The 23342-nt window shown below is 66.5% G+C and carries 27 protein-coding genes; 15 read left to right on the top strand and 12 right to left on the bottom strand.

Annotated elements, in window-relative coordinates:
• Positions 1-195 precede the first annotated feature (195 nt).
• Genes proC through ACXN5S_RS17220 form a run of 3 tightly spaced genes read left to right on the top strand, consistent with a single transcriptional unit; the run spans position 196 to position 2301 of the window.
• Positions 196-1002: a pyrroline-5-carboxylate reductase gene (gene proC / locus ACXN5S_RS17230; RefSeq protein ID WP_458606710.1), complete on the top strand. Its 807-nt coding sequence runs from the start codon at positions 196-198 to the stop codon at positions 1000-1002.
• Positions 995-1345, top strand: coding sequence for a tRNA-binding protein (locus tag ACXN5S_RS17225; RefSeq protein WP_458606709.1), 351 nt, complete (start codon positions 995-997; stop codon positions 1343-1345). Before proC ends, ACXN5S_RS17225 begins: the two co-directional genes overlap by 8 nt.
• Positions 1342-2301: a 2-hydroxyacid dehydrogenase gene (locus ACXN5S_RS17220; RefSeq protein WP_458606708.1), complete on the top strand. Its 960-nt coding sequence runs from the start codon at positions 1342-1344 to the stop codon at positions 2299-2301. The genes ACXN5S_RS17225 and ACXN5S_RS17220 overlap by 4 nt, the downstream gene beginning before the upstream one ends.
• Here ACXN5S_RS17220 and ACXN5S_RS17215 read toward each other — a convergent pair.
• A complete protein-coding gene (locus ACXN5S_RS17215; protein ID WP_458606707.1) occupies positions 2298-3713 on the bottom strand; it encodes a 1-acyl-sn-glycerol-3-phosphate acyltransferase in 1416 nt (471 codons plus the stop codon). The two genes, ACXN5S_RS17220 and ACXN5S_RS17215, sit on opposite strands and share 4 nt — an antisense overlap.
• A gap of 396 nt (positions 3714-4109) precedes the next feature.
• On the opposite strand from ACXN5S_RS17215, the gene ACXN5S_RS17210 reads away from it, so the two are divergent.
• From ACXN5S_RS17210 to ACXN5S_RS17200, 3 genes are all read left to right on the top strand, one after another.
• Positions 4110-4433: an H-NS histone family protein gene (locus ACXN5S_RS17210; RefSeq protein ID WP_458606706.1), complete on the top strand. Its 324-nt coding sequence runs from the start codon at positions 4110-4112 to the stop codon at positions 4431-4433.
• A gap of 45 nt (positions 4434-4478) precedes the next feature.
• A complete protein-coding gene (deoD, locus tag ACXN5S_RS17205; protein WP_458606705.1) occupies positions 4479-5186 on the top strand; it encodes a purine-nucleoside phosphorylase in 708 nt (235 codons plus the stop codon).
• Positions 5187-5271: 85 nt separating this feature from the next.
• Entirely contained in the window at positions 5272-5601 is a 330-nt protein-coding gene (locus tag ACXN5S_RS17200) for a hypothetical protein (RefSeq protein WP_458606704.1), read from the top strand.
• Between the two features lie 29 nt (positions 5602-5630).
• Here the strand turns inward: ACXN5S_RS17200 and creD are convergent, their stop codons facing one another.
• The 3 genes from creD to ACXN5S_RS17185 form a co-directional block, all read right to left on the bottom strand.
• Positions 5631-7025: a cell envelope integrity protein CreD gene (creD, locus tag ACXN5S_RS17195; protein WP_458606703.1), complete on the bottom strand. Its 1395-nt coding sequence runs from the start codon at positions 7023-7025 to the stop codon at positions 5631-5633.
• Between the two features lie 117 nt (positions 7026-7142).
• A complete protein-coding gene (locus ACXN5S_RS17190) occupies positions 7143-7901 on the bottom strand; it encodes an ABC transporter permease (protein ID WP_458606702.1) in 759 nt (252 codons plus the stop codon).
• 4 nt (positions 7902-7905) lie between these two features.
• Positions 7906-8889, bottom strand: a complete 984-nt coding sequence (locus ACXN5S_RS17185; protein ID WP_458606701.1) for an ATP-binding cassette domain-containing protein — start codon at positions 8887-8889, stop codon at positions 7906-7908.
• Positions 8890-8945: 56 nt separating this feature from the next.
• Between ACXN5S_RS17185 and ACXN5S_RS17180 the strand changes: the two genes are divergently transcribed.
• Positions 8946-9557: a MarR family winged helix-turn-helix transcriptional regulator gene (locus ACXN5S_RS17180; RefSeq protein WP_458606700.1), complete on the top strand. Its 612-nt coding sequence runs from the start codon at positions 8946-8948 to the stop codon at positions 9555-9557.
• Positions 9558-9830: 273 nt separating this feature from the next.
• Here the strand turns inward: ACXN5S_RS17180 and ACXN5S_RS17175 are convergent, their stop codons facing one another.
• The 8 genes from ACXN5S_RS17175 to ACXN5S_RS17140 form a co-directional block, all read right to left on the bottom strand.
• Positions 9831-10610, bottom strand: coding sequence for a succinate dehydrogenase iron-sulfur subunit (locus ACXN5S_RS17175; protein WP_458606699.1), 780 nt, complete (start codon positions 10608-10610; stop codon positions 9831-9833).
• A 13-nt stretch (positions 10611-10623) separates the two neighbouring features.
• Positions 10624-10998, bottom strand: a complete 375-nt coding sequence (locus ACXN5S_RS17170; protein WP_458606698.1) for a hypothetical protein — start codon at positions 10996-10998, stop codon at positions 10624-10626.
• A gap of 5 nt (positions 10999-11003) precedes the next feature.
• Positions 11004-12809 carry a succinate dehydrogenase flavoprotein subunit gene (gene sdhA / locus ACXN5S_RS17165; protein ID WP_458606697.1) on the bottom strand — a complete coding sequence of 602 codons (1806 nt, stop codon included), beginning with the start codon at positions 12807-12809 and terminating at the stop codon, positions 11004-11006.
• A gap of 72 nt (positions 12810-12881) precedes the next feature.
• Positions 12882-13253 carry a succinate dehydrogenase, hydrophobic membrane anchor protein gene (gene sdhD, locus ACXN5S_RS17160; RefSeq protein ID WP_458606696.1) on the bottom strand — a complete coding sequence of 124 codons (372 nt, stop codon included), beginning with the start codon at positions 13251-13253 and terminating at the stop codon, positions 12882-12884.
• Between the two features lie 11 nt (positions 13254-13264).
• Positions 13265-13654, bottom strand: a complete 390-nt coding sequence (gene sdhC, locus ACXN5S_RS17155; protein WP_458606695.1) for a succinate dehydrogenase, cytochrome b556 subunit — start codon at positions 13652-13654, stop codon at positions 13265-13267.
• Between the two features lie 437 nt (positions 13655-14091).
• Complete coding sequence (locus ACXN5S_RS17150) at positions 14092-14295, bottom strand: DUF1737 domain-containing protein (protein WP_458606694.1); 204 nt, start codon at positions 14293-14295, stop codon at positions 14092-14094.
• A complete protein-coding gene (locus ACXN5S_RS17145; protein ID WP_458606693.1) occupies positions 14296-14850 on the bottom strand; it encodes an NnrU family protein in 555 nt (184 codons plus the stop codon).
• Positions 14851-14854: 4 nt separating this feature from the next.
• Positions 14855-15685 (bottom strand): HpcH/HpaI aldolase/citrate lyase family protein, encoded by an 831-nt coding sequence (locus tag ACXN5S_RS17140; RefSeq protein WP_458606692.1) that lies wholly within the window; start codon positions 15683-15685, stop codon positions 14855-14857.
• A gap of 237 nt (positions 15686-15922) precedes the next feature.
• Between ACXN5S_RS17140 and ACXN5S_RS17135 the strand changes: the two genes are divergently transcribed.
• From ACXN5S_RS17135 to ACXN5S_RS17100, 8 genes are all read left to right on the top strand, one after another.
• Positions 15923-16225 (top strand): hypothetical protein, encoded by a 303-nt coding sequence (locus tag ACXN5S_RS17135; RefSeq protein WP_458606691.1) that lies wholly within the window; start codon positions 15923-15925, stop codon positions 16223-16225.
• Between the two features lie 96 nt (positions 16226-16321).
• Positions 16322-17284, top strand: coding sequence for a malate dehydrogenase (gene mdh / locus ACXN5S_RS17130; RefSeq protein ID WP_458606690.1), 963 nt, complete (start codon positions 16322-16324; stop codon positions 17282-17284).
• A 119-nt stretch (positions 17285-17403) separates the two neighbouring features.
• Positions 17404-18633, top strand: a complete 1230-nt coding sequence (pepT, locus tag ACXN5S_RS17125) for a peptidase T (protein ID WP_458606689.1) — start codon at positions 17404-17406, stop codon at positions 18631-18633.
• Between the two features lie 244 nt (positions 18634-18877).
• Positions 18878-20071 carry an ADP-forming succinate--CoA ligase subunit beta gene (gene sucC / locus ACXN5S_RS17120; protein WP_458606688.1) on the top strand — a complete coding sequence of 398 codons (1194 nt, stop codon included), beginning with the start codon at positions 18878-18880 and terminating at the stop codon, positions 20069-20071.
• Between the two features lie 31 nt (positions 20072-20102).
• Positions 20103-20555: a hypothetical protein gene (locus ACXN5S_RS17115; protein WP_458606687.1), complete on the top strand. Its 453-nt coding sequence runs from the start codon at positions 20103-20105 to the stop codon at positions 20553-20555.
• Positions 20552-21739: a hypothetical protein gene (locus ACXN5S_RS17110; protein ID WP_458606686.1), complete on the top strand. Its 1188-nt coding sequence runs from the start codon at positions 20552-20554 to the stop codon at positions 21737-21739. Before ACXN5S_RS17115 ends, ACXN5S_RS17110 begins: the two co-directional genes overlap by 4 nt.
• 66 nt (positions 21740-21805) lie before the next feature.
• A complete protein-coding gene (sucD, locus tag ACXN5S_RS17105) occupies positions 21806-22693 on the top strand; it encodes a succinate--CoA ligase subunit alpha (protein WP_458606685.1) in 888 nt (295 codons plus the stop codon).
• On the top strand, positions 22693-23310 hold the full coding sequence (locus ACXN5S_RS17100) for a hypothetical protein (RefSeq protein ID WP_458606684.1): 618 nt from the start codon (positions 22693-22695) through the stop codon (positions 23308-23310). Before sucD ends, ACXN5S_RS17100 begins: the two co-directional genes overlap by 1 nt.
• Positions 23311-23342 lie beyond the last annotated feature (32 nt).

Genomic DNA, 23342 nt, shown 5'->3' with positions numbered 1-23342 from the left:
AAATATCCCGGGGGGGCCGCAGGCGGGGGGCAGCGCCCCCCTCCGCCCTCGCCACTCACCCTGCCCTCGCCGCACCGCACAAGCTGCCCGGGCGCGCCGGGGTGGGCGGGCGGGAGGCAAGCCCGGGCAGCGCGCCGCCACCTTGAACCCCCCGCCCCCGCCGCCTAGGCTCCGCCGGGCAATCAAGGGGGCCAGATGGACATCGCGGAAATCGGCAAGCGCGGGCTCGTTCTGCTCGGCTGCGGCAAGATGGGATCGGCCATGCTGGCTGGTTGGCTGAAGGGCGGTCTTTCCCCCTCCGCCGTGCATGTGATCGACCCCAAACCCTCCGACTGGGTCCAGTCCCACGGCCTGCATCTCAACGAGGATCTGCCAAACGCACCCGGCGTCGCCCTCGTCGCGGTGAAGCCGCAGATGATGGGCGCGGCGCTCCCCCAGGTCGCCGCGCTCGGCGGCGGCGAGACGCTTATCCTCTCCATCGCCGCCGGCACGCCGATCTCGGCCTTCGAGCAGGTCTTCGGCCCCGGCAGCCCCATCATCCGCGCCATGCCCAACACGCCCGCCGCCATCGGCAAGGGCATCACCGCCATGATCGGCAATGACGCCGCCACCCCCGCCCATCTCGACATGGCCGAGACGCTGCTCTCTGCCATCGGCCAGGTGGTGCGTCTGGACACTGAAGCGCAGCTCGATGCCGTCACCGCCCTCTCCGGCGGCGGGCCGGCCTATGTGTTTCACCTAATCGAAAGCATGGCCGCGGCGGGCGAGGCCGCCGGCCTGCCCCCCGAGCTCTCCATGCAGCTCGCCAAGGCCACCGTCTCCGGCGCCGGGCAGCTCGCCGAGCTCTCCGGCGAGAGCCCCGAGCAGCTGCGCATCAACGTCACCTCGCCGAATGGCACGACCCAGGCGGCGCTCGCCGTGTTGATGGCCGAGCTGCCCGATCTGATGTCGCGCAGCATCGCCGCCGCCAAGGCCCGCAGCGAGGAGCTGTCCCGTGGCTGACCCCGCCCCCGAGATCACCTTCGAGGACTTCCTCAAGGTCGAAATCCGCGCCGGCACCATCACCCGGGCCGAGCCCTTCCCTGAAGCGCGCAAGCCCGCCATCAAGCTCTGGGTCGATTTCGGGCCAGAGATCGGCGAGAAGAAGAGCTCTGCCCAGATCACCGGGCATTATACGCCGGAAGGCCTGATCGGCCGGCAGGTGATCGCCGTCGTCAACTTTCCGCCCCGCCAGATCGGGCCCGTCCGCTCAGAGGTTCTGGTCCTGGGCCTGCATGATGCCGAGGGCCATGTGGTGCTCGTCGGCCCCGATCAGCCCATTCCCGCAGGAGCGCGCCTGTCTTGAAGAAACTGCTGTTCACCCGCCCCGTGCCCGAGGCCAATGCCGCCTTCGCCCGCGACCGTTTCGATACCACCATCCGCAAGAGCGCCATCGCACTGACGCAGGACGAGGCCGTCGCCGCCTTGGCCGAATACGACGCCATCATCCCGACGCTCGGCGACAACTTCTCCGCCGCCACCTTCGATGCGGCGGGCGAAATCCGCTGCGGCGTGCTCAGCAATTTCGGCGTGGGCTACAACCATATCGACGTAGTGGCCGCGCGGGAAAAGGGCCTCGTTGTCTCCAACACGCCGGGCGTGGTGACGGATGCCACCGCCGATATCGGCCTGTCGCTCATCCTCGCCGCCTGCCGGCGTACCAGTGAAGGCGAGCGCATCGTGCGGGCCGGCAAATGGAAGGGCTTCGGCCCGATGGACATGCTCGGCACCCATGTCACCGGCAAGACGCTCGGCATCGTCGGCATGGGCCGCATCGGGCAGGCCGTGGCGCATCGCGGCCATTACGGCTTCTCGATGCCGGTGCTTTATTTTAACCGCTCGAAGAAGGACGTCTCGATCCCCTCTCGCCAGGTGGACAGCCTGCACGAGCTGATGGGCGCCGCCGATATCGTCGTCGTCACCGTGCCCGTCACCGCCAAGACTAAGAACATCATCGACGCGGCGGCGCTCGCGGCGATGAAGCCATCAGGCATCTTCGTGAACATCGCCCGCGGCAATGTGGTGGACGAGCCGGCGCTGATCGAGGCCCTCCAGAACGGCACCATCCGCGGCGCCGGGCTCGACGTTTACGCCAACGAGCCCGACGTTCCCGAGGAGCTCCGCCAGCTCGACAACGTGGTGCTCTACCCGCATCTCGGCACCGCCGCTCTGGAGGTGCGTGAGATGATGGGGCAGATGGCGCTCGATAACGTTGTGGCCTGGTCCGTCGGTCAGCCTTTGCCGCAGGGGGTGGAGAGCTAGCGCTCCTCCGACAGAGGCTCCGGGTCCACCGGGTCTGCCACCGGCTCGGCGGTCAGTTCAGGCATCCCCGCCTCGGTGAAGTGGTGTGCGATGGAATCGGCGTAGTAGGTCAGCAGCGGTGCGGCCCCCTCCGCCGGCGCCCAAAGGCCCTCTCGCTCCACCAGCAGGCGGCGCTCTGCGAGGATCTCCAGCGCATCCGCCACAAGCTCCGGCGCCTCGCGGCGCGGCAGCGCTTGGCCAAGGCCGGACAGGCTGTCGAGGTCTTCCGCAACTGCCTCGGTCAGCTGCTCGCGGCTCAGCCCCGGCTGCCGCAGCAGCACCCGCGCCACCAGCGGCACCGGCAGCGGCGGCACGACAGCGGCGATGCGCGTCATCAGCTCCTCCGCCAGCCCCTCGATATCGCCGCCGCCCGCCTGATAGGCTTTCAGCGAGACCGGCGTGCCGAAGCCGACAGAGGCGGTGCCGAAACTCTTGAACTGGCGCGTCAGCCGCAGCCAGACATGCCGACCGAAGCTCTTGGCGACATGGCCGAGCGGCGGGCGGAAGGCGCGATGCGTGGGGTCGGCGGCAATGAGGATACGATCCTCCAGCACCCGGTCGTAATTCAGGCCCACCGGCACGAAAATGACATCGCGCTCCAGCGCCCCCTCGGCAATGTAGCTGAGCAGCCCCAGCTTGGGCGCCGCCAGCTTGCCCGTCAGGCTTAGGCCCCCTTCAGGGAAGATCGCCTGGCTCACCCCGCCCTCGACAGACATCTGCACATAGCGCGCCAGCACCCGGCGATAGAGGGCCGAGCGGTGTTTGCGGCGAATGAAATAGGCCCCCATGGCCCGCACGAGGGCTGACATCGGCCAGACCCTCGCCCATTCCCCCACCGCATAGGAGAGCGTCGAGGTGCCGCTGACGAGCCATGTCACCAGCACGTAATCCATATTGCTGCGATGGTTCATGACGAACACGACGGCGGCGCCGGGATCGATCTTCTCGAACTGCTCCCGGTCGAGCGCGCCGATCCGCACGCGGTAGAGCGAATTCGACAGCCAGCGCGAAATCCGAATGCCGAACGAGAAATAGACGGTGGCCGAGAAGCGTGGGACGATCTCGCGCGCATAGCGGCGGGCCGTCTCGAAGGCGACATTTTCGGGCACACGATTGCGGCGCGCATGGTCATGAATGGCGCGGTTCACCTCGGTGTCGTAGATCAGCCGCTGGATCATGTCGTGCCGCCGGGCCAGCTTGAATGGCTCGATCGGCCGCGCGAGCCGCTGGTTCATCCGCGCGACGAGCCGCTCTGCCCGGCGCCGCACGAACCAGCGGACCGACGGAAACAGAAAGTGCGACGCGAAGGTGACCGCCGCGAAAACGACGATCAGCGCGAGCAACCAGATCGGGACGGCAACCGTCTGAAACATTGAAAGACGCTCTCACCAAACGGCGGGCGCGTAAAGCGCTGACGGTGGTGCGGGCGGCTCTTGCTCGCGCGGCAATATGTCAATTGCGATTGAGGTCTTTCCCACTCTCTTGTTTTTGAACAATAGCTGAAGATAAGAACGGCAAAATGGGCGAGCCCTTAATCTCTCGTTAACGCTTGTTGCCGCAACGGCTTTTTTCGGTCCGGCGTGAAAGCCACGACTGCCAACGAAAAGTACAACTATTGAAAATGTGCGACATTTTGTCCCTGCCCTCCGGACCTGCTCGCGCCTGAAAGGGAGGGAAAACACACCGGATTGGGCGTTTGCCTGAATTGATCCTATTGCCAATACAAAAACTGCCGCCTAGATCAGAAATACCCTACTAGGAGACCACTCATGGCTATGGATCTTAATACACTCTCTCGATCGGAGCTTCAGAAGCTCTCAAAGGACGTCGACAAGGCGCTTGCGACTCTAGACGAGCGCGAGCGCAAAGCTGCGCTGAAAGCGGCGGAGCAAGCTGCGGCGGAACACGGCTATTCGCTGTCGGAGCTGACAACGAGCTCTGCGGGAAAGCCCAAGAAGACCGGCTCGAAGTCGCCGGCCAAATACCGCAACCCTGCGGACGCCTCGCAAACCTGGACAGGCAAGGGCCGTCGCCCCGCCTGGATCCGCGAAGCGCAGGAAAACGGCGTCGACCTCTCCACTTTCGAGATCTGATCGTTGTAAAAGGGCGCCGGCCCGTGGCGGGCTCTAGGGGACAATATGAGCACGCATATCGGGGCGGCGCCCGGAGACATCGCATCAACCGTTCTTATGCCGGGTGACCCTTACCGGGCCCGCTGGGCGACCGAGACATTTCTCGACGGCCCGAAACTGGTGAACGAAGTGCGCGGCATGCTGGGCTATACCGGCACATGGCGCGGCAACCCCGTCACCATTCAGGGCTCTGGCATGGGAATGCCGTCGCTCTCGATCTACGCCAATGAACTGATCCGCGAATACGGCGCGAAAACGCTGATCCGCATCGGCTCCTGCGGCGCAATGCAGCCCCATGTGAACATTCGCGACGTGGTGATCGCCCAAACCGCGAGTTCGGTTGGCACGCCCTCGTCAACCATATTCCGTGGCGTCAATTTCGCCCCCTCTGCCGATTACGCTCTTCTTTCCGGCGCGGTCACAGCGGCGAAGGCAAAGGGCCTGACCCCGCATGTCGGCGGGATCTATTCCTCCGACACATTCTACGACGAGCGCGACGATCAATCCGAGCAGCTCATGCGCCACGGCACGCTCGCTGTCGAAATGGAAGCCGCCGAGCTTTATATCCTCGCCGCCCGCCATGGCGCCCGCGCGCTCGCGGTTCTCACCGTCTCCGACCATCTGCAAACGCACGAGGCCTTGCCTGCGAAGGATCGCGAGCAGAGCTTCGGCGATATGGTCGAGATCGCTCTGGCCGCCGCTTTCCCCGAATAGCACCGCGCCGCGCGCCTTGATCGAGATCAAGGCCGCGGCTGCCGGCCGGCATAGACTTGCCCCGTAGCCATACGGAGGAGTCGCCATGTCCATCCTGTCCCGCCTGATCCCTGACAATGTCCAGTCGCGAGAGATCGCCAGCCTGCCGGAGGGTGACCTCAACGCATGGGGCGTCAGCCGCGCCGAGCTGTCGGGCCTCGCCCGGATGCCGCATGAGCAGATCGTGCGGATGGAGCGGATGGCCGAGCTCTTCGGCGCCGAGCTGGGCCCCGCCGCCGAGGCCGACGTGGCCCGCACTTGCGCCCATTGCGGCGCCAACCGACAGTGCCGCACCGCGCTGAAGGAAGGCGCCCCGAAAGAGCGCATGGGCTTCTGCCCCAATGTCGAGACCTTCCGCAGCCTCAGCGCCGAGTAACGAAAAGGGGCCCCGAGGGGCCCCTCCTCCTACGCCTCTGGCGCAGGTGCCGGCTCTGGCGCCGGCGGCGCCTTCCGCCCGAACAAGCCTCCGCGCTTGCCGCCCGACTCGGGCCCGTACCAATCCTCGTTCCGCGTCGCCAGCATCGTGCCGGCGAGGGCCGCGAAGGCGAGTGTCGAGCCGGCGATCAGCGCGTAATCGGCCGAGCGCAGGATGAGGTAGAGCAGCGCGTAGAGCACGATCAGCATGGCCGTCAGCACCGTTGTGCGCCGCCCGAGCTTCAGCCCGGTGTAGCCGAAGACGGTGATCAGCCCGATCGTCGCGACTGAGGAGAGCAGATAGGCCGGCCCGTAGCCGATCTGCTCGGCATAGGCGACCATCAGCAGCACAAAGATCGACTGCGCCAGCCCGATCAGTATGTACTGCACCGGATGCGTCGGCCGCCCGGTGCGCCCCTCGACCAGCAGCACGGTCAGGAAGGTCAGCGCGATGAAGAGGATGCCGTAGCGCGCGGCGCGATAGGCCTTCTGGTAGAAGTCGTTCGGCTCGAAGAACCGCACGCCCATGCCGTCACTCAGCGCGGCGTCGAGATAATCCTCGCGAGACACCTGCGGCAGGGTGCGAGCCAGATGGGGGATCGTCCACTCTGCGCTGAAACCCTCCTCCGTCACCTCACGAGTATCGGGCAGGAACGCGCCCTGAAAGCTCGGATGAGGCCAGTCAGAGGTCATCGACACATGGCTGATCCGCCCGACAGGCGCGACGAAGAGCGCGCCTGCCCCGTTGAAATCCGTCTCCAGCCTCAGCTCGCCCAGGCCCCGCGGGTCGCCGGTGCTGGCCACGATACCACCGCTGGACGCGGGCTCCAGCGCCAGCGGCTCGCCGCCCACCGTAAGCTGCGTGTCGCCCCGCAGCGCCCGGTTCGAGGAGAGGCCGACGCGCAGCTCGGCCTCATCCCACAGCAGCGTCTCACCTTCGCCCAGCTGCGCCTCTATCCCCTCCAGATCGAACCGAGCGGTCATCACGGCCGCGGCGCTGTAGACGGGCACGCTGAAGATGCCACGCTCCCGCTCCTCGTTGACGGTATCGAGCGTCATGTCGAAATCGGCGGGGAAGATGTAAACGGCGCCGCTCCGCCGCCGCTCACGTATCTCGCGCTGGCCCGGCTGCGCCTGAATGGCCCCGGGCGTTTCACGCGGCACCTCGACCTCAACCAGCCGGGTCACCTCTCCCTCAACGGGGATGACCAGCTGCGGGCCGGCGATGCGCTGCTCGCCGCCCCATTCGGCGCCGACCTCGCGGATCGCATCGCGCGAGTAATTGGCGCGGTCATTGATGACAGCGCCAACGAAAAACAGCGGAATGAACATGAACAGGGCCAGCAGCCCAACGATGAAAAAACGCCATCCGGCGGATCTGAGCATCTCTCTCTCCTGTCGTTGCTGCCTCTCTCTGCCCGAGAGGCCCCGCAAACGCAGCGCGGCATCCGTGCAGTCTTTGCACAGATGCCGCGAAAGACGACAGTCAGGTTATCCGGCCGGTTACTTCACCTGATTGCCGAACACCTTCGCACCTGTCCAAAGGCCCAGCACCAGCAGCGCCAGCGCCAGCCCGAAGCCGAAGGCAGAGACGAGCGTGAAGACATCGCCAAGGAAGACGGCGCGCAGAGCCTCCACCACATGCTTGAACGGATTGAAGTCAGAGGCGATCTGCAGCCAGCGCGGCGCGAGGCTCATGGGCAGCAGGATGCCCGAAAGCAGCAGCACCGGCAGGGCGAACATGTTGATGAGCGGCGCGAAGCTGTCCTCTGACTTCAGCGCCAGGCCGGCGGCATAGGAGAAGGCCGAGAATGCCCCGCCCAGCATGGCGGTGAGCACCAGCGCGAGCACGATGACATAGGGCGGCACGCGCAGCCCAAAGAGCGTGGCAACGCCCATGAGCACCGCGCCCTGCACGGTGAGCGAGACCACGTCGCGCAGCACACGCCCCAGGATCAGCGAGCCGCGAGATGCCGGCGTCACCAGCATCCGGTCGATTACGCCGGCCCGCCATTCGGCGATCACGGCGAAGCCCACGAAGCTGCCGCCGAAGATGCCGAGCTGCACCAGCAGGCCGGGCACAAAGACCTTCCAGCTATCGCCAGGCGGAAAACCGGGCACAGAGGCAACCTTCTCCAGCAGGGGCCCGAAGAGGGAAAGGTAGAGGATCGGTTGCAGCAGCCCGATCAGCACCCAGGCCGGGTTGCGCAGGGCCAGCAGCATCGCGCGGCGAAAGATCGTCCAGGTATCGCGCCAGAACATGGGGTCACTCCCTCAGCGAGCGGCCGGTCAGGGCCAGGAAAACATCGTCGAGCGTCGGGCGGGAAAGCTCAGCGCCAATGGGTTCGGCTCCCGCGTCAGAGAGCTGCTTGATCAGATGCGGCAGGGCGCCCGCCCCGTCGGGCAGGTTGAAGCGCAGCACATTGCCCTCGCGCACGACATTGGCGGCGCCGTCCATCGCGGCCACACGGGCCTCGCCCGTCTCAACCGCCTCGGTGCTGCCGAAGGTCAGTGTCAGGCTGTCGCCCTTCAGCTCGGCCTTCAGCTTGGCAGAGGTGCCCTCGCCCACGATCTCGCCCTTGTCGATGATGAGCAGCCGGTCCGACAGGCTGTCGGCCTCGTCCATGTAATGCGTGGTGATGAAAACGGTGGTGCCGAACTCGTCGCGCAGCCGCCGCACATGCTCCCACAGATTGGCGCGAGCCTGCGGGTCGAGACCGGTGGTCGGCTCGTCGAGGAAGACGAGCTTCGGCTCGTGGATCAGCCCCATCACGATATCCAGCCGGCGCCGCTGCCCGCCCGAGAGCGCTTCGCTCTTGCGCTCCTCAAGCCCGCCCAGATCGAGCGCCTCCATCAGCTCCCGCCCGCGGCGGCGCGCCTCCTTGGTGGAGAGGCCATAGAGCCGGCCCTGGCTTTCGATCTCAAGCATAACTTTGGCGTCGGGCAGGGTCGAGCCCGCCTGGCTGACATAGCCGATGCCGCGCCGCACGCCTGCCGGGTCCTTGCGCAGATCGCAGCCCGCCACCGTGGCGGTGCCACCGGTGGGGCGCAGCAGGGTGGCAAGCATTTTCAGCGTCGTCGTCTTGCCGGCGCCGTTGGGGCCCAGAAAGCCGACGATCTCGCCCTGGGCCACATCGATATCAACGCCTTTCACGGCCTCGACCTCTTTGCCCTTGCGGCCCTTGTAGACCTGCCGCAGCCCGCGCGCGTGGATCGCAAGATCCCGGTCCTCGCTTCCGTCCGCCGCCATGTTGACCTCACCCAAATGTCTCGACTATGGTATTTCTTAGTGATGGAGTTTCTCGATTGTCAAGAGAGTTACCGCCCGACCTTGCCCGCCTTTCCGCCGCGCTACGCATTCAGCAGAATGCCTCCGACCGGCTCGACGAGGCCGCCTGCGCCGTTTTCGGCATCAACCGCACCGATGGCCGCTGCCTAGACATCCTCGATCGCCGCGGCCGGATGAGCGCAGGCGAGCTCGGCGCCGAGGCCGGCCTCTCCTCCGGCGCCGTCACCGCCATGGTCGACCGGCTGGCCAAGGCCGGCTACATCCGCCGCGTGCCCGACCCGGGCGACCGCCGCCGGGTGCTGGTCGAGACCACCGAGCGCACGACCGAGATCAGCGAGCTGGTCTACGGCGGGTTCCAGGAGGTGGGGCACGAGATGATGGGCGGCCTGAGTGAGGAGCAGATGCGCTTCGTCACCCGATTCATGCTCATCAGCGCCGAGATGAACCTCGCCCTGGCCGAACGGCTTAACGCCACCCTGGCGCAGATGCCGAAAAGCGCCGATCCCATGGAGATCGCCCAAAGCTTCTCCCAGCGCATGCAGGGCGAAGCCCAAGCCGTTGCCGCCCGCATTCCCGAGGCGGTCGATGCCGCCGAAGCCACCCTCACCCAAAACCCACCCCAGCGCTAAACCCCGCGCGCACCGGCCCCAAGCGCCCCCTCTTCCCCATCTTCGACTGTCAAATATCCTCGGGGGGGCCGCCAAAGGCGGCGGGGGCAGACAGCCCCCTCCACGCTGCCTCCCCGCGCCCCCCTCACCGCAGATCCCCATAAGCACCCCGGCCGGCCCTCCCGGGCGAGCCCTCGCCGCTGGGGGTCCGGGGGGCATCCCCCGGCCCGGCCCAGGCAACGCAAAAGGCCGGCCCCGAAGGACCGGCCCCAAGAAGCCGTGACTGGCGCTGGCTCAGACCACGCGGTCGAGCATCATGCCCTTGATTTCCTGAATGGCCTTGGCCGGGTTCAGGCCCTTGGGGCAGGTCTTGGCGCAGTTCATGATCGTGTGGCAGCGATAGAGCTTGAAGGGGTCTTCCAGCTGGTCGAGCCGCTCGCCGGTGGCTTCGTCGCGGCTGTCGATGATCCAGCGGTAGGCGTGCAGCAGCGCGGCCGGGCCGAGGTAGCGGTCGCCGTTCCACCAGTAGCTGGGGCAGGCGGTGGAGCAGGAGGCGCACATGATGCACTCGTAAAGCCCATCGAGCTTCTTTCGGTCCTCGATGCTCTGCTTCCACTCCTTCGCCGGGCGGTTCGACTTGGTCTCCAGCCACGGCATGATGCTGGCATGCTGCGCGTAGAAATGGGTGAGGTCGGGGATGAGATCCTTGATCACCGGCATATGCGGCAGCGGGTAGATCTTGATCGTGCCGCGGATGCGGTCGAGCCCGTAGGTGCAGGCCAGCGTGTTGATCCCGTCGATGTTCATCGCGCAGGAGCCGCAGATGCCCTCGCGGCACGAGCGGCGGAAGGTCAGCGTCGGGTCGATCTCGGTCTTGATCTTGATGAGCGCGTCCAGAACCATCGGGCCGCAGCTGTCCTGGTCGATGAAATAGGTATCCAGCCGGGGATTCTTGTCGTCATCCGGCGACCAGCGGTAGATCTGCACCTTGCGAAGGTTCTTGGCGCCCTCCGGCTTCGGCCAGGTCTTGCCCGCCACCATGCGGGAGTTCTTGGGGAGCGTGAGTTGAACCATGGCTGCCTCTTTTCTACAGGCGCGGCGGGCGGATCGGGGCGGAGCCCGTCTTCTGCCAGACGCATTCGTGATAGACCTCCAGCGGGTCGCGGCCGGCGAGGTAGTCGCCGGTGATGCCGATGGAGATCCCGGTATAGGGGCCGGAATTGGAATTGGTGCCCAGTGTCACAGAGCCGGTGGGGCCGGCTGCCGCCCGCGCACGCTCTTCGCATTGCTGCGCAACCTCTTCGGGGCTGGGCGGCGGCACCGGGCCGCAGGCTGCCAGAGCGGGCAGGATGAGGGCAAGGGCGATGGCGGCGCGCGACATGGCAGGGCTCCCGGTCAGCACGGAGGCGCCAGCCGCCCCCTTTGCTGCGAGCATATCCTGCCGGTTGGTCGCGGGCCGCATCACGATCAGTAGACCCGCGCCTTCGGGGCGATCTTCTTCATCTCGATGCCGCCTTCGCCCTCGTCGGTCAGCGGCTCCAGATGCACGGGGCGATAGTCGAGCGTGACCTCGTTGCCCGCGACATGGGCGAGCGAGTGCTTGCGCCACTCTTCGTCGTTCCGGTCGGGCCAGTCTTCATGGGCATGGGCACCGCGGCTTTCCTTGCGGGCCTCGGCAGCCACGATGGTGGCCAGCGCGTTGGGCATGAGGTTGGTCAGCTCCAGCGTTTCCATCAGGTCGCTGTTCCACACCATCGAGCGGTCGGTCACATGCAGGTCGCCCAGCTTGGCGGCGACGCCCTTCATCTTCTCGACACCCTCGGCCAGCGTCTTGTCGGTGCGGAAGACGGCGGCGTCGGCCTGCATGGTCTTCTGCATCTCCAGCCGCAGCTCGGCGGTGGGTGTGCCGCCCTTGGCGTGGCGGAGCCCGTCGAAGCGCTCCAGCGCCTTCTCGATAGCGGCGGCGGGGGCGACCGGCACGGCAGTGCTGGGGTCGACCACCTTGGCGGCGCGGATGGCGGCGGCGCGGCCGAAGACCACGAGGTCGATCAGCGAGTTCGAGCCGAGGCGGTTGGCGCCGTGAACGCTCGCGCAGCCGGCCTCGCCCACGGCCATCAGGCCGGGGGCCACGGCATCGGGGTTCTCGGCGGTGGGGTTCAGCACCTCGCCCCAGTAGTTCGTCGGGATGCCGCCCATGTTGTAGTGCACCGTCGGCAGCACCGGGATCGGCTCTTTCGTGACGTCGACGCCGGCGAAGATCTTGGCGCTCTCCGAGATGCCGGGCAGGCGCTCGGCCAGCGTCGCCGGGTCGAGGTGGTTGAGGTTGAGGTGGATATGGTCGCCCTCGGCGCCCACGCCGCGGCCCTCGCGGATCTCCATCGTCATGCAGCGGCTGACGACGTCGCGCGAGGCCAGATCCTTGTAGGTCGGCGCGTAGCGCTCCATGAAGCGCTCGCCTTCGGAGTTCGTCAGGTAGCCGCCCTCGCCGCGCGCGCCCTCGGTGATGAGGCAGCCGGCGCCGTAGATGCCGGTGGGGTGGAACTGCACGAACTCCATGTCCTGCAGCGGCAGGCCGGCGCGGGCGATCATGCCGCCGCCATCGCCCGTGCAGGTATGCGCGGAGGTGGCGGAGAAATAGGCGCGCCCGTAGCCGCCGGTGGCCAGCACGACCATCTTGGCGTTGAAGACATGCATGGTGCCGTCATCGAGCTTCCATGCCAGCACGCCGCGGCACTGGCCGTCGTCGCTCATCAGCAGGTCGATGGCGAAATACTCGATGTAGAACTCGGCCTGCTCTTTCAGGCTCTGCCCGTAAAGCGTGTGCAGGATGGCATGGCCCGTGCGGTCGGCCGCGGCGCAGGTGCGCTGCACCGGCGGGCCCTCGCCGTATTCGGTGGTGTGGCCACCGAAGGGGCGCTGGTAGATCTTGCCCTCTTCGGTGCGGGAGAAGGGCACGCCGTAATGCTCCAGCTCGTAGACGGCCTTCGGGGCCTCGCGGGCGAGGTATTCCATGGCGTCGGTATCGCCGAGCCAGTCGGAGCCCTTCACCGTGTCGTACATGTGCCATTGCCAGCTGTCGGGGCCCATGTTGCCGAGCGAGGCGGCGATGCCGCCCTGCGCTGCCACGGTGTGCGAGCGGGTCGGGAAGACCTTGGTCACGCAGGCGGTGCGCAGCCCCTGCTCGGCCATGCCCAGCGTGGCGCGCAGCCCGGCGCCGCCGGCGCCCACGACGACGACGTCATAATCATGGGTCTCGTATTCATATGCCGACATGGCGTGTCCTCGATCTGCGGCGGGGCCGGCCGAGGCGGCCCCCGAATGTCATTTGGTTGGCAGCGATGCCCCTCAGAGCGCCAGCCGTGCCAGCGCGAAGAGCCCGTAAGCCGAGATGCCGAGGCAAAGCAGGTTCACCCCGATCAGCACGGCCTTGCGCGTCAGCCCGCCCAGGTAATCCTCGATCGCCGAGCGGGCGCCGATGGCGAAATGGTACATGCCGACCACGATGGTCAGTGCTGCCACGACGGCAGGCCAGGGCCGGGCCATGTAAAGGCGCATCTCTTCAAAGGGCGCACCGTACATGCGCCCGAAGGTGAAGACGAAGAGCGGGATGAGTACCAGAAGCGCCACCGAAGAGACGATGACCAGCCAGTGGTGATGCGCGCCCGAATGGGCAGAGCCAAGGCCGGCGGCGCGCTTGCGATCTGTGATGTAGTGCATGGCGGCCTCCTTCAGCAGATGATGACGGTCAGGATGGTCAGCACCAGCGCGGCGCCCACGATGACCTTGCCGGCGAGCTCGGCCTTGCCCACCTCGAGCATCCGGCCCGTATCCCATATCAGGTGCCGCACGCCGGCGAGCGTATGGTACCACAGGGCATAGACCGAGAGCGTCATCACGATATCGCCGAACCAGCTTGTGATCACGCCATGCGCCAGTTCGAAGGCGTCACCGCCGACAGCCAGGCCAGCGAGATACCAGACGACGAGAAGGGAGGCGACGATCAGCGACAGGCCGGTGATCCGGTTGGCGATGGAGGTCATCGACGTCCATTGCGGCCGGTAATACAGGCCAAACATGAATGGGCTGAGCGGACGGTTGCCCCGGTTGACGTCGGCCATACGGCTCCTCCTATCGCTCCGGCATACCGTGGTGTTCATACTGATCTCGGCGCGTTTGTCACGCACGTGCAGCAAAAACGGTTGGAAAATCCGCTCTTGTGATCACATGGATCGGGCGCGTGATCACAGGGTAAGGACTGTTAGCGGTCGCAATTAAGAATGTCGTGCAGGCGATCGCCCTCCGCCGGAATAAAGGGCGTCAGCTCTCGGTCCATCGCGGCAACGGCGTCGCGCAGGTCAGCGGTCGGCCCGGCGTTTTCAGGCCCGGCACAAGGCAGAGCGATGCGCCAAGGCGTTGGCGGATTACTGTCGTTGATATCGAAGTCGATGGGAGCGATGGCCTATCAGCGCAGGCGGCCCTGCTCTCTGGCCGAACGGCGGCGCGGCCCCCGGAGTGTGAGGCTCGCCGCCCGCTGCGCCCTCGCGCGACGCTCACCTCAGAACTGGCCGAGCTTCATCCCGGGCTCGTAGGTGCCGTCGACTTCCTTGGTCACCGCCTGGGCGCAGCGCATGATGCCGTTCGCCGCATCGAAGGCGTAAGAGGGATCACCGTAGAGCTGCCAGCCCTTCGACAAAGCCTCTGTCACCTTGTGGCAGAAGGCCGAGGTGTCGTCCTCGGTGAGCAGGCGATAGGCGATCATTCAGGCACCTCCGAACGGGGACGGGCCGAGCCATCCGTGAATGTAGACGACGACGATATAGAGCAGCAGCGACAGCACCACGTAGATCACGTCGTTCAGCCAGCGGCCGCGCGGCGCGGGTGTCCAATCCGGCACCTGCCGGTTGATCAGGATCATATTGACCAGCGCCCACACGAAGAGCCCGCCGAAGAGGATGATCGAGGCCAGATCGCCACGCACCAGCAGGTGGGCGATGGCCCATGCCTTCACCGCGTTCAGCATCGGGTGGCGCAGCTTGGTGCGCAGAACGCCCCGCGAGAATTGCAGGTTGATCAGGATGACGGCCAGCAACATCAGAAGCGCGTTGAGGTGACGCAGCCAGTCGGGCGGGTAATAGACCGGCACATAGGCCGCCCAGCGGTAGCCCAGCACCATCAGCACCAGCCCGATCAGCGAGACGATGGCAATCACGCCCTTGCCGCTTTGCTCGCCCAGCCGCGAACGCAGCCCCGGCGCCAGACGCCGCATCAGATGCGCGCCGCTCCACAGCAGCACGCCAAGTATCAGCCAGCCCATCCCGTCACTCTCCCCTGATCGCTCGCGCCTTCGCCAGAAGAGCGCGCGCCGTCTCGACATGCAAGGCTTCCACGATGCGCCCGTCCAGTACTGCGACGCCTTGCCCCGCCGCCACCGCCGCTTCATGCGCCGCGATTTCGGCGCGGGCGCGGGCCAGCTCGGCCTCTGTCGGGCCGAAGATCTCGTTGGCGGCGGCGATCTGGGCGGGGTGGATCAGCGTCTTGCCGTCGAAGCCCCAGGCCCGGCCCTGGGCGCATTCGGCGCGCAGGCCGTCCTCGTCGCGGAAGGCATTGTACACCCCGTCGAGCGCCACCTTGCCGGCCGCGCGCGCCGCCAGCAGCGTGGCCTGCGCGGCATAGGCGAGGCCGGCGCGGGTGGTGCTGCCAAGTTCCTTGGCGAGGTCGTTGCTGCCGAAGATCACACCAATCAGCGCCGGATGGGCGGCTATGGCCGCGGCATTCAGCACGCCGGCAGGCGATTCGATCATAGCCCAGAGCGGCAGGCCTGGGAGGCGCTCTGCGGTGGCGGACAGTTCCTCGGGCGTCGCCACCTTGGGCAGCACCACGCCGTCGGGCGCCATCCGCGCCAGGGCCTCGGCATCACCGGCGCCCCACTCGGAGGAGAGCGCATTGATCCGCACCATAAGTTCGCGCCGCCCGTAGCCGGCGGCCTCCAGCGCCTCGGCCAGGTTCTCCCGCGCGGCCGGCTTTTCTTCAGGCGAAACCGCATCTTCCAGGTCGAAGATCACCACGTCGCAGGGCAGCTCGCGTGCCTTCTCCATTGCCCGCGGCTTGCTGGCGGGGATGTAGAGGGCAGAGCGGCGGGGGCGGGTCATGTGCGGTCTCCGGCTGGCCCGCCCTTCCTGCCGCATGGGGGCGGATCGGGCAATGTTGCGCGGCCCGGATCCGCCGCGAACCTGCGGTTAACTCAGTTGTGCGAAAGTCGGATGCAGCCTTGAGCGAAGCCGGGCCGCACCGGCAGGGCCCCGCGGCACGATCCGCGGGGGGCGAAGCGGCCCTTCTCACCCGTCAGCCGGCGCCCGCCGCGGTGCCCCGGACCCGAGGAGATTGTCATGCGTCCTGCCATATTCGCCGCCCTCACCCTTGCCACCCTGCCGCTCGCCGGGCCGGCCCTCGCCGCCAATTGCGCACCTCATGAAGATGTCGTCGGCCGCCTCGCCGAGCGCTACGGCGAGAGCCGCCAGAGCATCGCGCTCGGCGCCAACAACGCCGTCGTCGAGGTCTTCGCTTCGCTGGAGACCGGCACATGGACACTGACGATGACACGTCCCGGCGGGCTGACCTGCCTCATCGCCGCCGGCGTCGCCTATGAAGTGCTCGCCGAGCCGCTGCCTGTGGGCGATGAGCCGGCATGAGGCGCTGTCGGTAACGCTAGCAGCCCACCGCTCCCTTGCGTGGCCAGTCCGGCGGCGCTAGGCAACGCCAGACGCCTAACAGCAAGGGACACCCCCATGGCCAGACCCAAGATCGCCCTCATCGGCGCCGGACAGATCGGCGGCACGCTCGCGCATCTTGTCGCGCTGAAAGAGCTCGGCGACGTCATTCTGTTCGACATTGCCGAAGGCACTCCGCAGGGCAAGGCGCTCGACATCGCCGAAAGCGGCCCCGCCGAGGGCTTCGATGCAGAGCTCAAGGGCACCAACGATTACGCCGACATTGCCGGCGCCGATGTGTGCATCGTCACCGCCGGCGTGCCGCGCAAGCCCGGCATGAGCCGTGACGATCTGCTCGGCATCAACCTGAAGGTCATGAAGGCCGTGGGTGAAGGCATCAAGGCCAACGCGCCCGACGCCTTCGTCATCTGCATCACCAACCCGCTCGACGCGATGGTCTGGGCCTTGCGCGAATTCTCCGGCCTGCCGCACGAGAAGGTCTGCGGCATGGCAGGCGTGCTCGATTCGGCCCGCTTCCGCCACTTCCTCAGCCTCGAGTTCGGCGTGTCGATGAAAGACGTCACCGCCTTCGTGCTCGGCGGCCACGGCGACACGATGGTTCCCTCGGTGCGCTATTCCACCGTTGGCGGCATCCCCCTGCCCGATCTGGTCGAAATGGGCTGGACGACGCAGGACAAGCTCGACGCGATCGTGCAGCGCACCCGTGACGGCGGCGCCGAGATCGTCGGCCTCCTGAAGACCGGCAGCGCCTTCTACGCCCCCGCCACCTCCGCCATCGAGATGGCCGAGGCCTATCTGAAAGACCAGAAGCGCGTGCTGCCCTGTGCGGCCTATGTTGACGGCCAGCTCGGCCTCAAGGGCATGTACGTGGGCGTGCCGACCGTGATCGGCGCCGGCGGCATCGAGAAGGTCATCGACATCAAGCTCTCCAAAGAAGAGCAGGTAATGTTCGACAAATCCGTCGATGCCGTGAAGGGCCTCGTGGACGCCTGCAAGGGCATCGATTCCACCCTGGCCTGACGCCAGGCGAAGACCTGAGACAAAACGCCCGGGGCCAGCCCCCGGGCGTTTTGCATTTTGGCGGGCGGTTGACACTCCTCTGCGCCGGGCCTCTCCTCCGTCCAAAGAGGAGTGACGCCATGCCCGATTTCGACAAAGAGCTGGAAGAGCGGCTGCACCGTTATTGCGCCATCGACAGCCAGTCGGATTACGAAAGCACCAGCGAGCCCTCCTCCGAAATCCAGCTCGACATCCAGCGGCTGCTGGTCAGCGAGCTGGAGGAGATGGGCGCGAGCGACGTTCAGCTCACGGAGTATGGCACCGTCCTCGCCACCATCCCGGGCACAGGGCCGACGGTGGGTTTCCTCGCTCACGTCGATACCACGCAGCAATATAACGCGACGGGCGTGAAGCCCCGCACCATTCGCCGCTACAATGGCGGCGACATCACCTACCCCGACAATTCCGATCTGGTGCTCTCGCCGAGCGCCTTCCCCTATCTGGCCGAGAAGGTGGGCGACGATATCGTCACTGCTTCTGGCGACACGCTCCTCGGCGCCGATGACAAGGCGGGCGTCGCCATCATCATGGCCGCCGCGCGCCACCTGCTCGCCAACCCCGACCTGCCCCGCCCCACGCTTCGGCTCGCCTTCACGCCAGATGAAGAGATCGGCCGCGGTGCGCATGAGAAGCTGCCCGCCGATCTGGGCGCCGAGTTCGCCTATACGTTCGACGGCGGCGCGCTTGGAGAGATCGAGTACGAGACCTTCTCGGCCGACGGCGCCACGGTGCGCATCCGCGGCGTGTCGATCCATCCCGGCCTGTCGAAGGGCAAAATGGTGAACGCCACCACGCTGGCCGCCCGCCTGCTGAGCGCCCTGCCGCAGGCCACGATGACGCCGGAGACGACGGATGAGCGTGAGGGCTTCATCCACTGCACCGACATGGCCGGTGATTCCAGCCAGATGGTGCTGCGCTTCATCCTGCGCGACTTCGAGCTCGACGGGCTGGAAGAAAAGGGGCGCATTCTCACCAGCTTCTGCGAGGCCCTGCAGCAGGCCGAACCCCGGGCCGTGATCGCCTGCGAGATCACGCCGCAGTATCGCAACATGCGCTATTGGCTGGAGAAGGACATGACCCCGGTCGACCTCGCCCGCGACGCCGCGAAGGACCTGGGGCTGGAGCCGAGCTTCTCGCCCATTCGCGGCGGCACCGATGGGTCGCGGATGACCGAGATGGGTGTGCCCTGCCCTAACCTCTTCACCGGCATGCAAAACATCCATGGCCCGCTCGAATATGTCTCGGTGCAGGACATGGCCCGCGCGACCGAGCTGATGCTCGCCATCGCCGCCCGCGCTGCGCGCAGCTAAGCCCGCCCGGCCCGGCCGCGACGCCCGAGTCGCAGGCCGCCCGGGCCGCCGAAAACCGGTTTCCAGGCAGCATTCGGAATCTTGTGATCACACGATTGGAACGTGTGATCACATATGTCGGGTTTTGCGCAAACAGCCACACTTTACGGTTCTTTATGCGCGCATGGTGTGATTTGTGGGCGCCAAACGCCCGCGGGCACATCCCGCCGGGCGACGGCCATATGCTCGCTGGAGGGACCGCCCGATGAACATCCATGAATACCAGGCCAAGGCTTTGCTGCGCTCTTACGGCGCCCCCGTCTCTGAAGGCCGCGCCGTGATGCGGGCGGAAGAGGCGAAGACGGCAGCCAGCGAGCTCGACGGCCCGCTCTGGGTGGTGAAGGCGCAGATCCACGCGGGCGGCCGCGGCAAGGGCAGCTTCAAGGAAGCCGATGCCGGCGAGAAGGGCGGCGTTCGACTTGCCAAGTCGGTGGAAGAAGCCGCCGAGGAGGCCAAGCGCATGCTGGGCCGCACGCTGGTGACCAAGCAGACCGGCCCGGCCGGCAAGCAGGTCAACCGCATCTACATCGAAGATGGCTCGGGCATTGAGAAAGAGCTCTACCTCGCCCTGCTCGTCGATCGCGCCACCAGCCGCATCTCTTACGTCGCCTCCACCGAGGGCGGCATGGATATCGAGGAAGTAGCGGAATCGACGCCCGAGAAGATCCTCTCTTTCTCCGTCGATCCGGCCTCGGGCTATCAGCCCTTCCACGGCCGCCGCATCGCCTATGCGCTCGGCCTCGAAGGGCCGCAGGTCAAACAATGCGTTCAGCTCATGGGCCAGCTCTACCGTCTCTTCCGCGAGAAGGACATGGAGATGCTGGAGATCAACCCGCTGATCGTGACCGACAAGGGCGAGCTGAAGTGTCTCGATGCCAAGATGGGCTTCGACGGCAACGCGCTCTACCGCCACGCCGACATCCTCGCCCTGCGCGACGAGACGGAAGAAGATCCGAAAGAGCTGGCGGCCTCGAAGTTCGACCTCAACTACATCGCCCTCGACGGTGAGATCGGCTGCATGGTCAACGGCGCCGGCCTTGCCATGGCGACGATGGACATCATCAAGCTCTACGGCGCTGAGCCGGCCAACTTCCTGGATGTCGGCGGCGGCGCCACGAAGGAGAAGGTGACGGAAGCCTTCAAGATCATCACGTCCGACCCGAATGTGAAGGGCATCCTCGTCAACATCTTCGGCGGCATCATGCGCTGTGACGTCATCGCCGAGGGCGTGATCGCCGCGGTGAAGGAAGTCGGCCTCGAAGTGCCGCTCGTCGTTCGCCTCGAGGGCACCAATGTCGAGAAGGGCAAGGAGATCATCGCGACCTCCGGGCTCAACGTCATCGCCGCCGACGACCTGAAGGACGGGGCGGAGAAGATCGTGAAGGCCGTGAAGGGCTGAGCCGGAGGGCATGAAGGTGAGCCGGGCCAGGATGACAGCACAGCAAGCAGGCACGCGCCGCGCCATGGCGCGGGCGGCGGCTTTGCTCGCTCTGCTATCCGCCGCGCCCGCCATTGCCTCGGGCGAGGATGACCGCGCCCTGCTCGACCCTGCCGGCGCCATCGAGACGGTGCATCTGTTCAACACGATCTGCGTTGAGACCCAGCCCGATTTCGTGGTGGCCGAGGCGCTGCTGGCCGATGGGCCCTTCGCCTATCACCCGGCGGACGGCATCTGGTACCATCAGGGCCTCGACCTCACCGTGAAGCTGGTGGATGTGCGCGGCCGCCCCGGCTGCTCGCTGGTCATGGGCACCCGTGAGAACCCCCGCTCGGCGCTCGCCCTTCTCGCTGCCACGGCAGCGGGCGGCGAGGTTTACGCCGAGCTGATCGATGAAGAAACGAATGGGCGCAGCTATCTGCGGGCGCTGGTGATAGGACAATGAGCGACATCGCCCCCAAAACCGCCCGCCCCGGCAAGGGCCGCCAGGCCATCGTGCATATCGGCATGCCGAAAACCGGCACGACCTCGATCCAGAACTGGCTGACCAACAACACCGAGGCGCTGGCCCAGTCGGGCCTGCACTATGGCCGCGTGCCGCTGAAGGGCCTGCCCTACCATCACAGCCAGATCGAATACGCGATCTGCTCGGCGGCCGAGATCGACCGGCTGTTCCCCGACGGGCATGTCCGCTCGGTCTACAAGATCGGCGACCTGGCCGCGCAGGCCGATTTCGCCAAGCGCTTCAGCCAGGGGCTGGACCACTGGCTCGACAAGACGGGCGCAACGAAGGTCGTCATCTCCAGCGAGCACATCGGCGCCTCGACGCACAACACCAAGCAGGCCGAAGGGCTCGACCGCTGGCTGCGCCGCCATTTCGACGAGGTCTCTTACGTCGTCTATTTCCGCCGGCAGGAGGATTGGATCCTCAGCCTCTATTCGCAGACGCTCCGCTTCGGCAATTGCCAGACGATGGACGAGTTCATCACCGAGCGGAAAGCGAAGAACTACAACGACATCGTCAACATCTGGGAGAAGGCGGTCGGCAAAGAGCGCCTGACCGTGCGCCTGATGGAGCGCGACGTGATGAAGAACGGCGACCTCTACGAGGATTTCGCCGAGATCATCGGCACCGACCCGTCGAAGTTCACCCTGCCCGAACGGCTCAACGAGGCCTTCTCGGTCGAGGCGGCAGAGCTGCTGCGTCAGTTCAACGTCAAGATCGCCGAGGCCAAGCTGAAGGGCCGGCTCGACGGCTTCATCTGGAATGTCGTCAACCTGCTCGGCAAGGAAAGCGCCAAGGGCCACAAGCTGCGCCTGTCGCCCGACCAGGTCGAGCTGATCCGCAAGACGAACGCCGCCAGCAACGAGCGGCTGCGCGCCTCGCGCTTTCCCGAGCGGGCGACGCTGTTCGAGCAGCCGCCTCTGGCCGTGACGGCCGATGCCTACAACACGCCCGACGCCATCGAGATGGCCCGGCTCGGCGCCGAGATCGCCGATGCCGTGCGCGCCGGCAAGATCGGCGCCCGCTCGCTGCGCAATGCGCCGCCCGAGGCGCGCCGCACGATGATGCAGCGCGTGTTCGGCAAGGCGCAGAGGAACGTCAAAACGAAATTGGGGCTGACATGACCTGTCACGCCCCCTCCACCACCGCCGTCTCGCGAGAGGCAACCGCATTCACCAAGGACGAGGCACATGGCCGTACTGATTGACGAAAACACCAAGGTGATCTGCCAGGGCTTCACCGGCAGCCAGGGCACGTTCCATTCCGAACAGGCCATCGCCTATGGAACCGAGATGGTCGGCGGCGTGACGCCCGGCAAAGGCGGGCAGGAGCATCTGGGCCTGCCGGTCTTCAACTCGGTGCACGAGGCCGTCGCCAAGACCGGCGCCAATGCCTCGGTCATCTACGTGCCGCCGCCGTTCGCGGCCGACTCGATCCTCGAAGCGATCGACGCAAAGATCGAACTGGTCGTCTGCATCACCGAGGGCATCCCGGTGCTCGACATGATGAGCGTCAAGCGCGCGCTGGAAGGCACGGCGACCCGCCTGATCGGGCCGAACTGCCCGGGCGTGATCACGCCCGACGCCTGCAAGATCGGCATCATGCCCGGCCATATTCACAAGCGCGGCTCCGTCGGCGTGGTCTCGCGCTCCGGCACGCTGACCTACGAGGCCGTCAAGCAGACCTCCGACTCCGGCCTCGGCCAGTCGACTGCCGTCGGCATCGGCGGCGACCCCATCAAGGGCACCGAGCATATCGACGTGCTCGACATGTTCCTGAACGATGACGAGACGCACAGCATCATCATGATCGGCGAGATCGGCGGCAGCGCCGAGGAAGAGGCTGCCGAGTTCCTCGCCGAGCAGAAGAAGAAGGGCCGCTGGAAGCCGGTCGCCGGCTTCATCGCCGGGCGCACCGCCCCTCCGGGCCGCCGCATGGGCCATGCCGGGGCCATCGTCTCGGGTGGCAAGGGCGATGCCGAGAGCAAGATCGAAGCGATGAAATCGGCCGGCATCGTCGTCGCCGACAGCCCGGCGCAGCTCGGCGAAGCCGTGCTCAAAGCGATCGAGCTGGGCTGATGCTGGGGCGCGCGCTTCTCATCGCCGGGCTCACCGCCATGGCCGCCCCCGTCGCAGCCCAGGTGCTGGAGCCGGTCGTCGACCTGTGCAGCGATCCGCTGACGAACGGACCGGAGAAGCTCGCGCGCCTGCCCGCCCTCGGCTGGGCCGAGGCCGCGCCAGAGGCGGAGCGTCTGCACGATCTGGCGCTCGTGCATATCCTCGGCCTCACCAGCGGCATTCCGGATCTGGAGGAGCGCTTCGCCCAGACGGACGTGCTGGCGCAGAACTTCGCCAACATGATCGGCGCCGGCCAGATCACGCTGTGGCAGAACGGCGAAGCACTGCTCGCCTTCTCCGTCGCCGCAACGCCGCAGGGCACCGAGCAGGTCTCGTGCTACTACGCCGGGCCACCGAGTGACGAGACCTTCCAGATCGCAAGCCGCTATGGCGAGCCCGAGGAGCTTCCCGAGCTGGAGCTTCGCGCACTGCGATTTGACGAAACCGCCATGACCTTCGACCCTGATCGTACCTATCTGATGTATTCCACCTGGACGCGCCTGATGAGCGACCCGCCGCGCGGGCCGTTGACCGATGGCTACCGCCTCGAACGCGTCGAACAGCCCCCTCAAAACTAGCCTTGGCAGGGCCGCGGCCCGCCCCTTCCTCC

The sequence above is a fragment of the Pseudoroseicyclus sp. H15 genome, from assembly GCF_054353345.1.
This window is presented reverse-complemented; position numbering and strand designations above follow the sequence as displayed.

Coding starts and splice junctions, on each gene's coding strand:
- ACXN5S_RS17145 (WP_458606693.1), bottom strand. CDS start 14,850: ATGGGCTGGCTGATACTTGGCGTGCTGCTGTGGAGCGGCGCGCATCTG.
- sucC (WP_458606688.1), top strand. CDS start 18,878: ATGAACATCCATGAATACCAGGCCAAGGCTTTGCTGCGCTCTTACGGC.
- ACXN5S_RS17115 (WP_458606687.1), top strand. CDS start 20,103: ATGACAGCACAGCAAGCAGGCACGCGCCGCGCCATGGCGCGGGCGGCG.
- ACXN5S_RS17185 (WP_458606701.1), bottom strand. CDS start 8,889: ATGGCGGCGGACGGAAGCGAGGACCGGGATCTTGCGATCCACGCGCGC.
- ACXN5S_RS17150 (WP_458606694.1), bottom strand. CDS start 14,295: ATGATCGCCTATCGCCTGCTCACCGAGGACGACACCTCGGCCTTCTGC.
- mdh (WP_458606690.1), top strand. CDS start 16,322: ATGGCCAGACCCAAGATCGCCCTCATCGGCGCCGGACAGATCGGCGGC.
- ACXN5S_RS17200 (WP_458606704.1), top strand. CDS start 5,272: ATGTCCATCCTGTCCCGCCTGATCCCTGACAATGTCCAGTCGCGAGAG.
- ACXN5S_RS17210 (WP_458606706.1), top strand. CDS start 4,110: ATGGCTATGGATCTTAATACACTCTCTCGATCGGAGCTTCAGAAGCTC.
- pepT (WP_458606689.1), top strand. CDS start 17,404: ATGCCCGATTTCGACAAAGAGCTGGAAGAGCGGCTGCACCGTTATTGC.
- ACXN5S_RS17110 (WP_458606686.1), top strand. CDS start 20,552: ATGAGCGACATCGCCCCCAAAACCGCCCGCCCCGGCAAGGGCCGCCAG.
- proC (WP_458606710.1), top strand. CDS start 196: ATGGACATCGCGGAAATCGGCAAGCGCGGGCTCGTTCTGCTCGGCTGC.
- ACXN5S_RS17100 (WP_458606684.1), top strand. CDS start 22,693: ATGCTGGGGCGCGCGCTTCTCATCGCCGGGCTCACCGCCATGGCCGCC.
- ACXN5S_RS17215 (WP_458606707.1), bottom strand. CDS start 3,713: ATGTTTCAGACGGTTGCCGTCCCGATCTGGTTGCTCGCGCTGATCGTC.
- deoD (WP_458606705.1), top strand. CDS start 4,479: ATGAGCACGCATATCGGGGCGGCGCCCGGAGACATCGCATCAACCGTT.
- ACXN5S_RS17135 (WP_458606691.1), top strand. CDS start 15,923: ATGCGTCCTGCCATATTCGCCGCCCTCACCCTTGCCACCCTGCCGCTC.
- ACXN5S_RS17170 (WP_458606698.1), bottom strand. CDS start 10,998: ATGCGGCCCGCGACCAACCGGCAGGATATGCTCGCAGCAAAGGGGGCG.
- sucD (WP_458606685.1), top strand. CDS start 21,806: ATGGCCGTACTGATTGACGAAAACACCAAGGTGATCTGCCAGGGCTTC.
- sdhC (WP_458606695.1), bottom strand. CDS start 13,654: ATGGCCGACGTCAACCGGGGCAACCGTCCGCTCAGCCCATTCATGTTT.
- sdhD (WP_458606696.1), bottom strand. CDS start 13,253: ATGCACTACATCACAGATCGCAAGCGCGCCGCCGGCCTTGGCTCTGCC.
- ACXN5S_RS17175 (WP_458606699.1), bottom strand. CDS start 10,610: ATGGTTCAACTCACGCTCCCCAAGAACTCCCGCATGGTGGCGGGCAAG.
- creD (WP_458606703.1), bottom strand. CDS start 7,025: ATGCTCAGATCCGCCGGATGGCGTTTTTTCATCGTTGGGCTGCTGGCC.
- sdhA (WP_458606697.1), bottom strand. CDS start 12,809: ATGTCGGCATATGAATACGAGACCCATGATTATGACGTCGTCGTCGTG.
- ACXN5S_RS17190 (WP_458606702.1), bottom strand. CDS start 7,901: ATGTTCTGGCGCGATACCTGGACGATCTTTCGCCGCGCGATGCTGCTG.
- ACXN5S_RS17140 (WP_458606692.1), bottom strand. CDS start 15,685: ATGACCCGCCCCCGCCGCTCTGCCCTCTACATCCCCGCCAGCAAGCCG.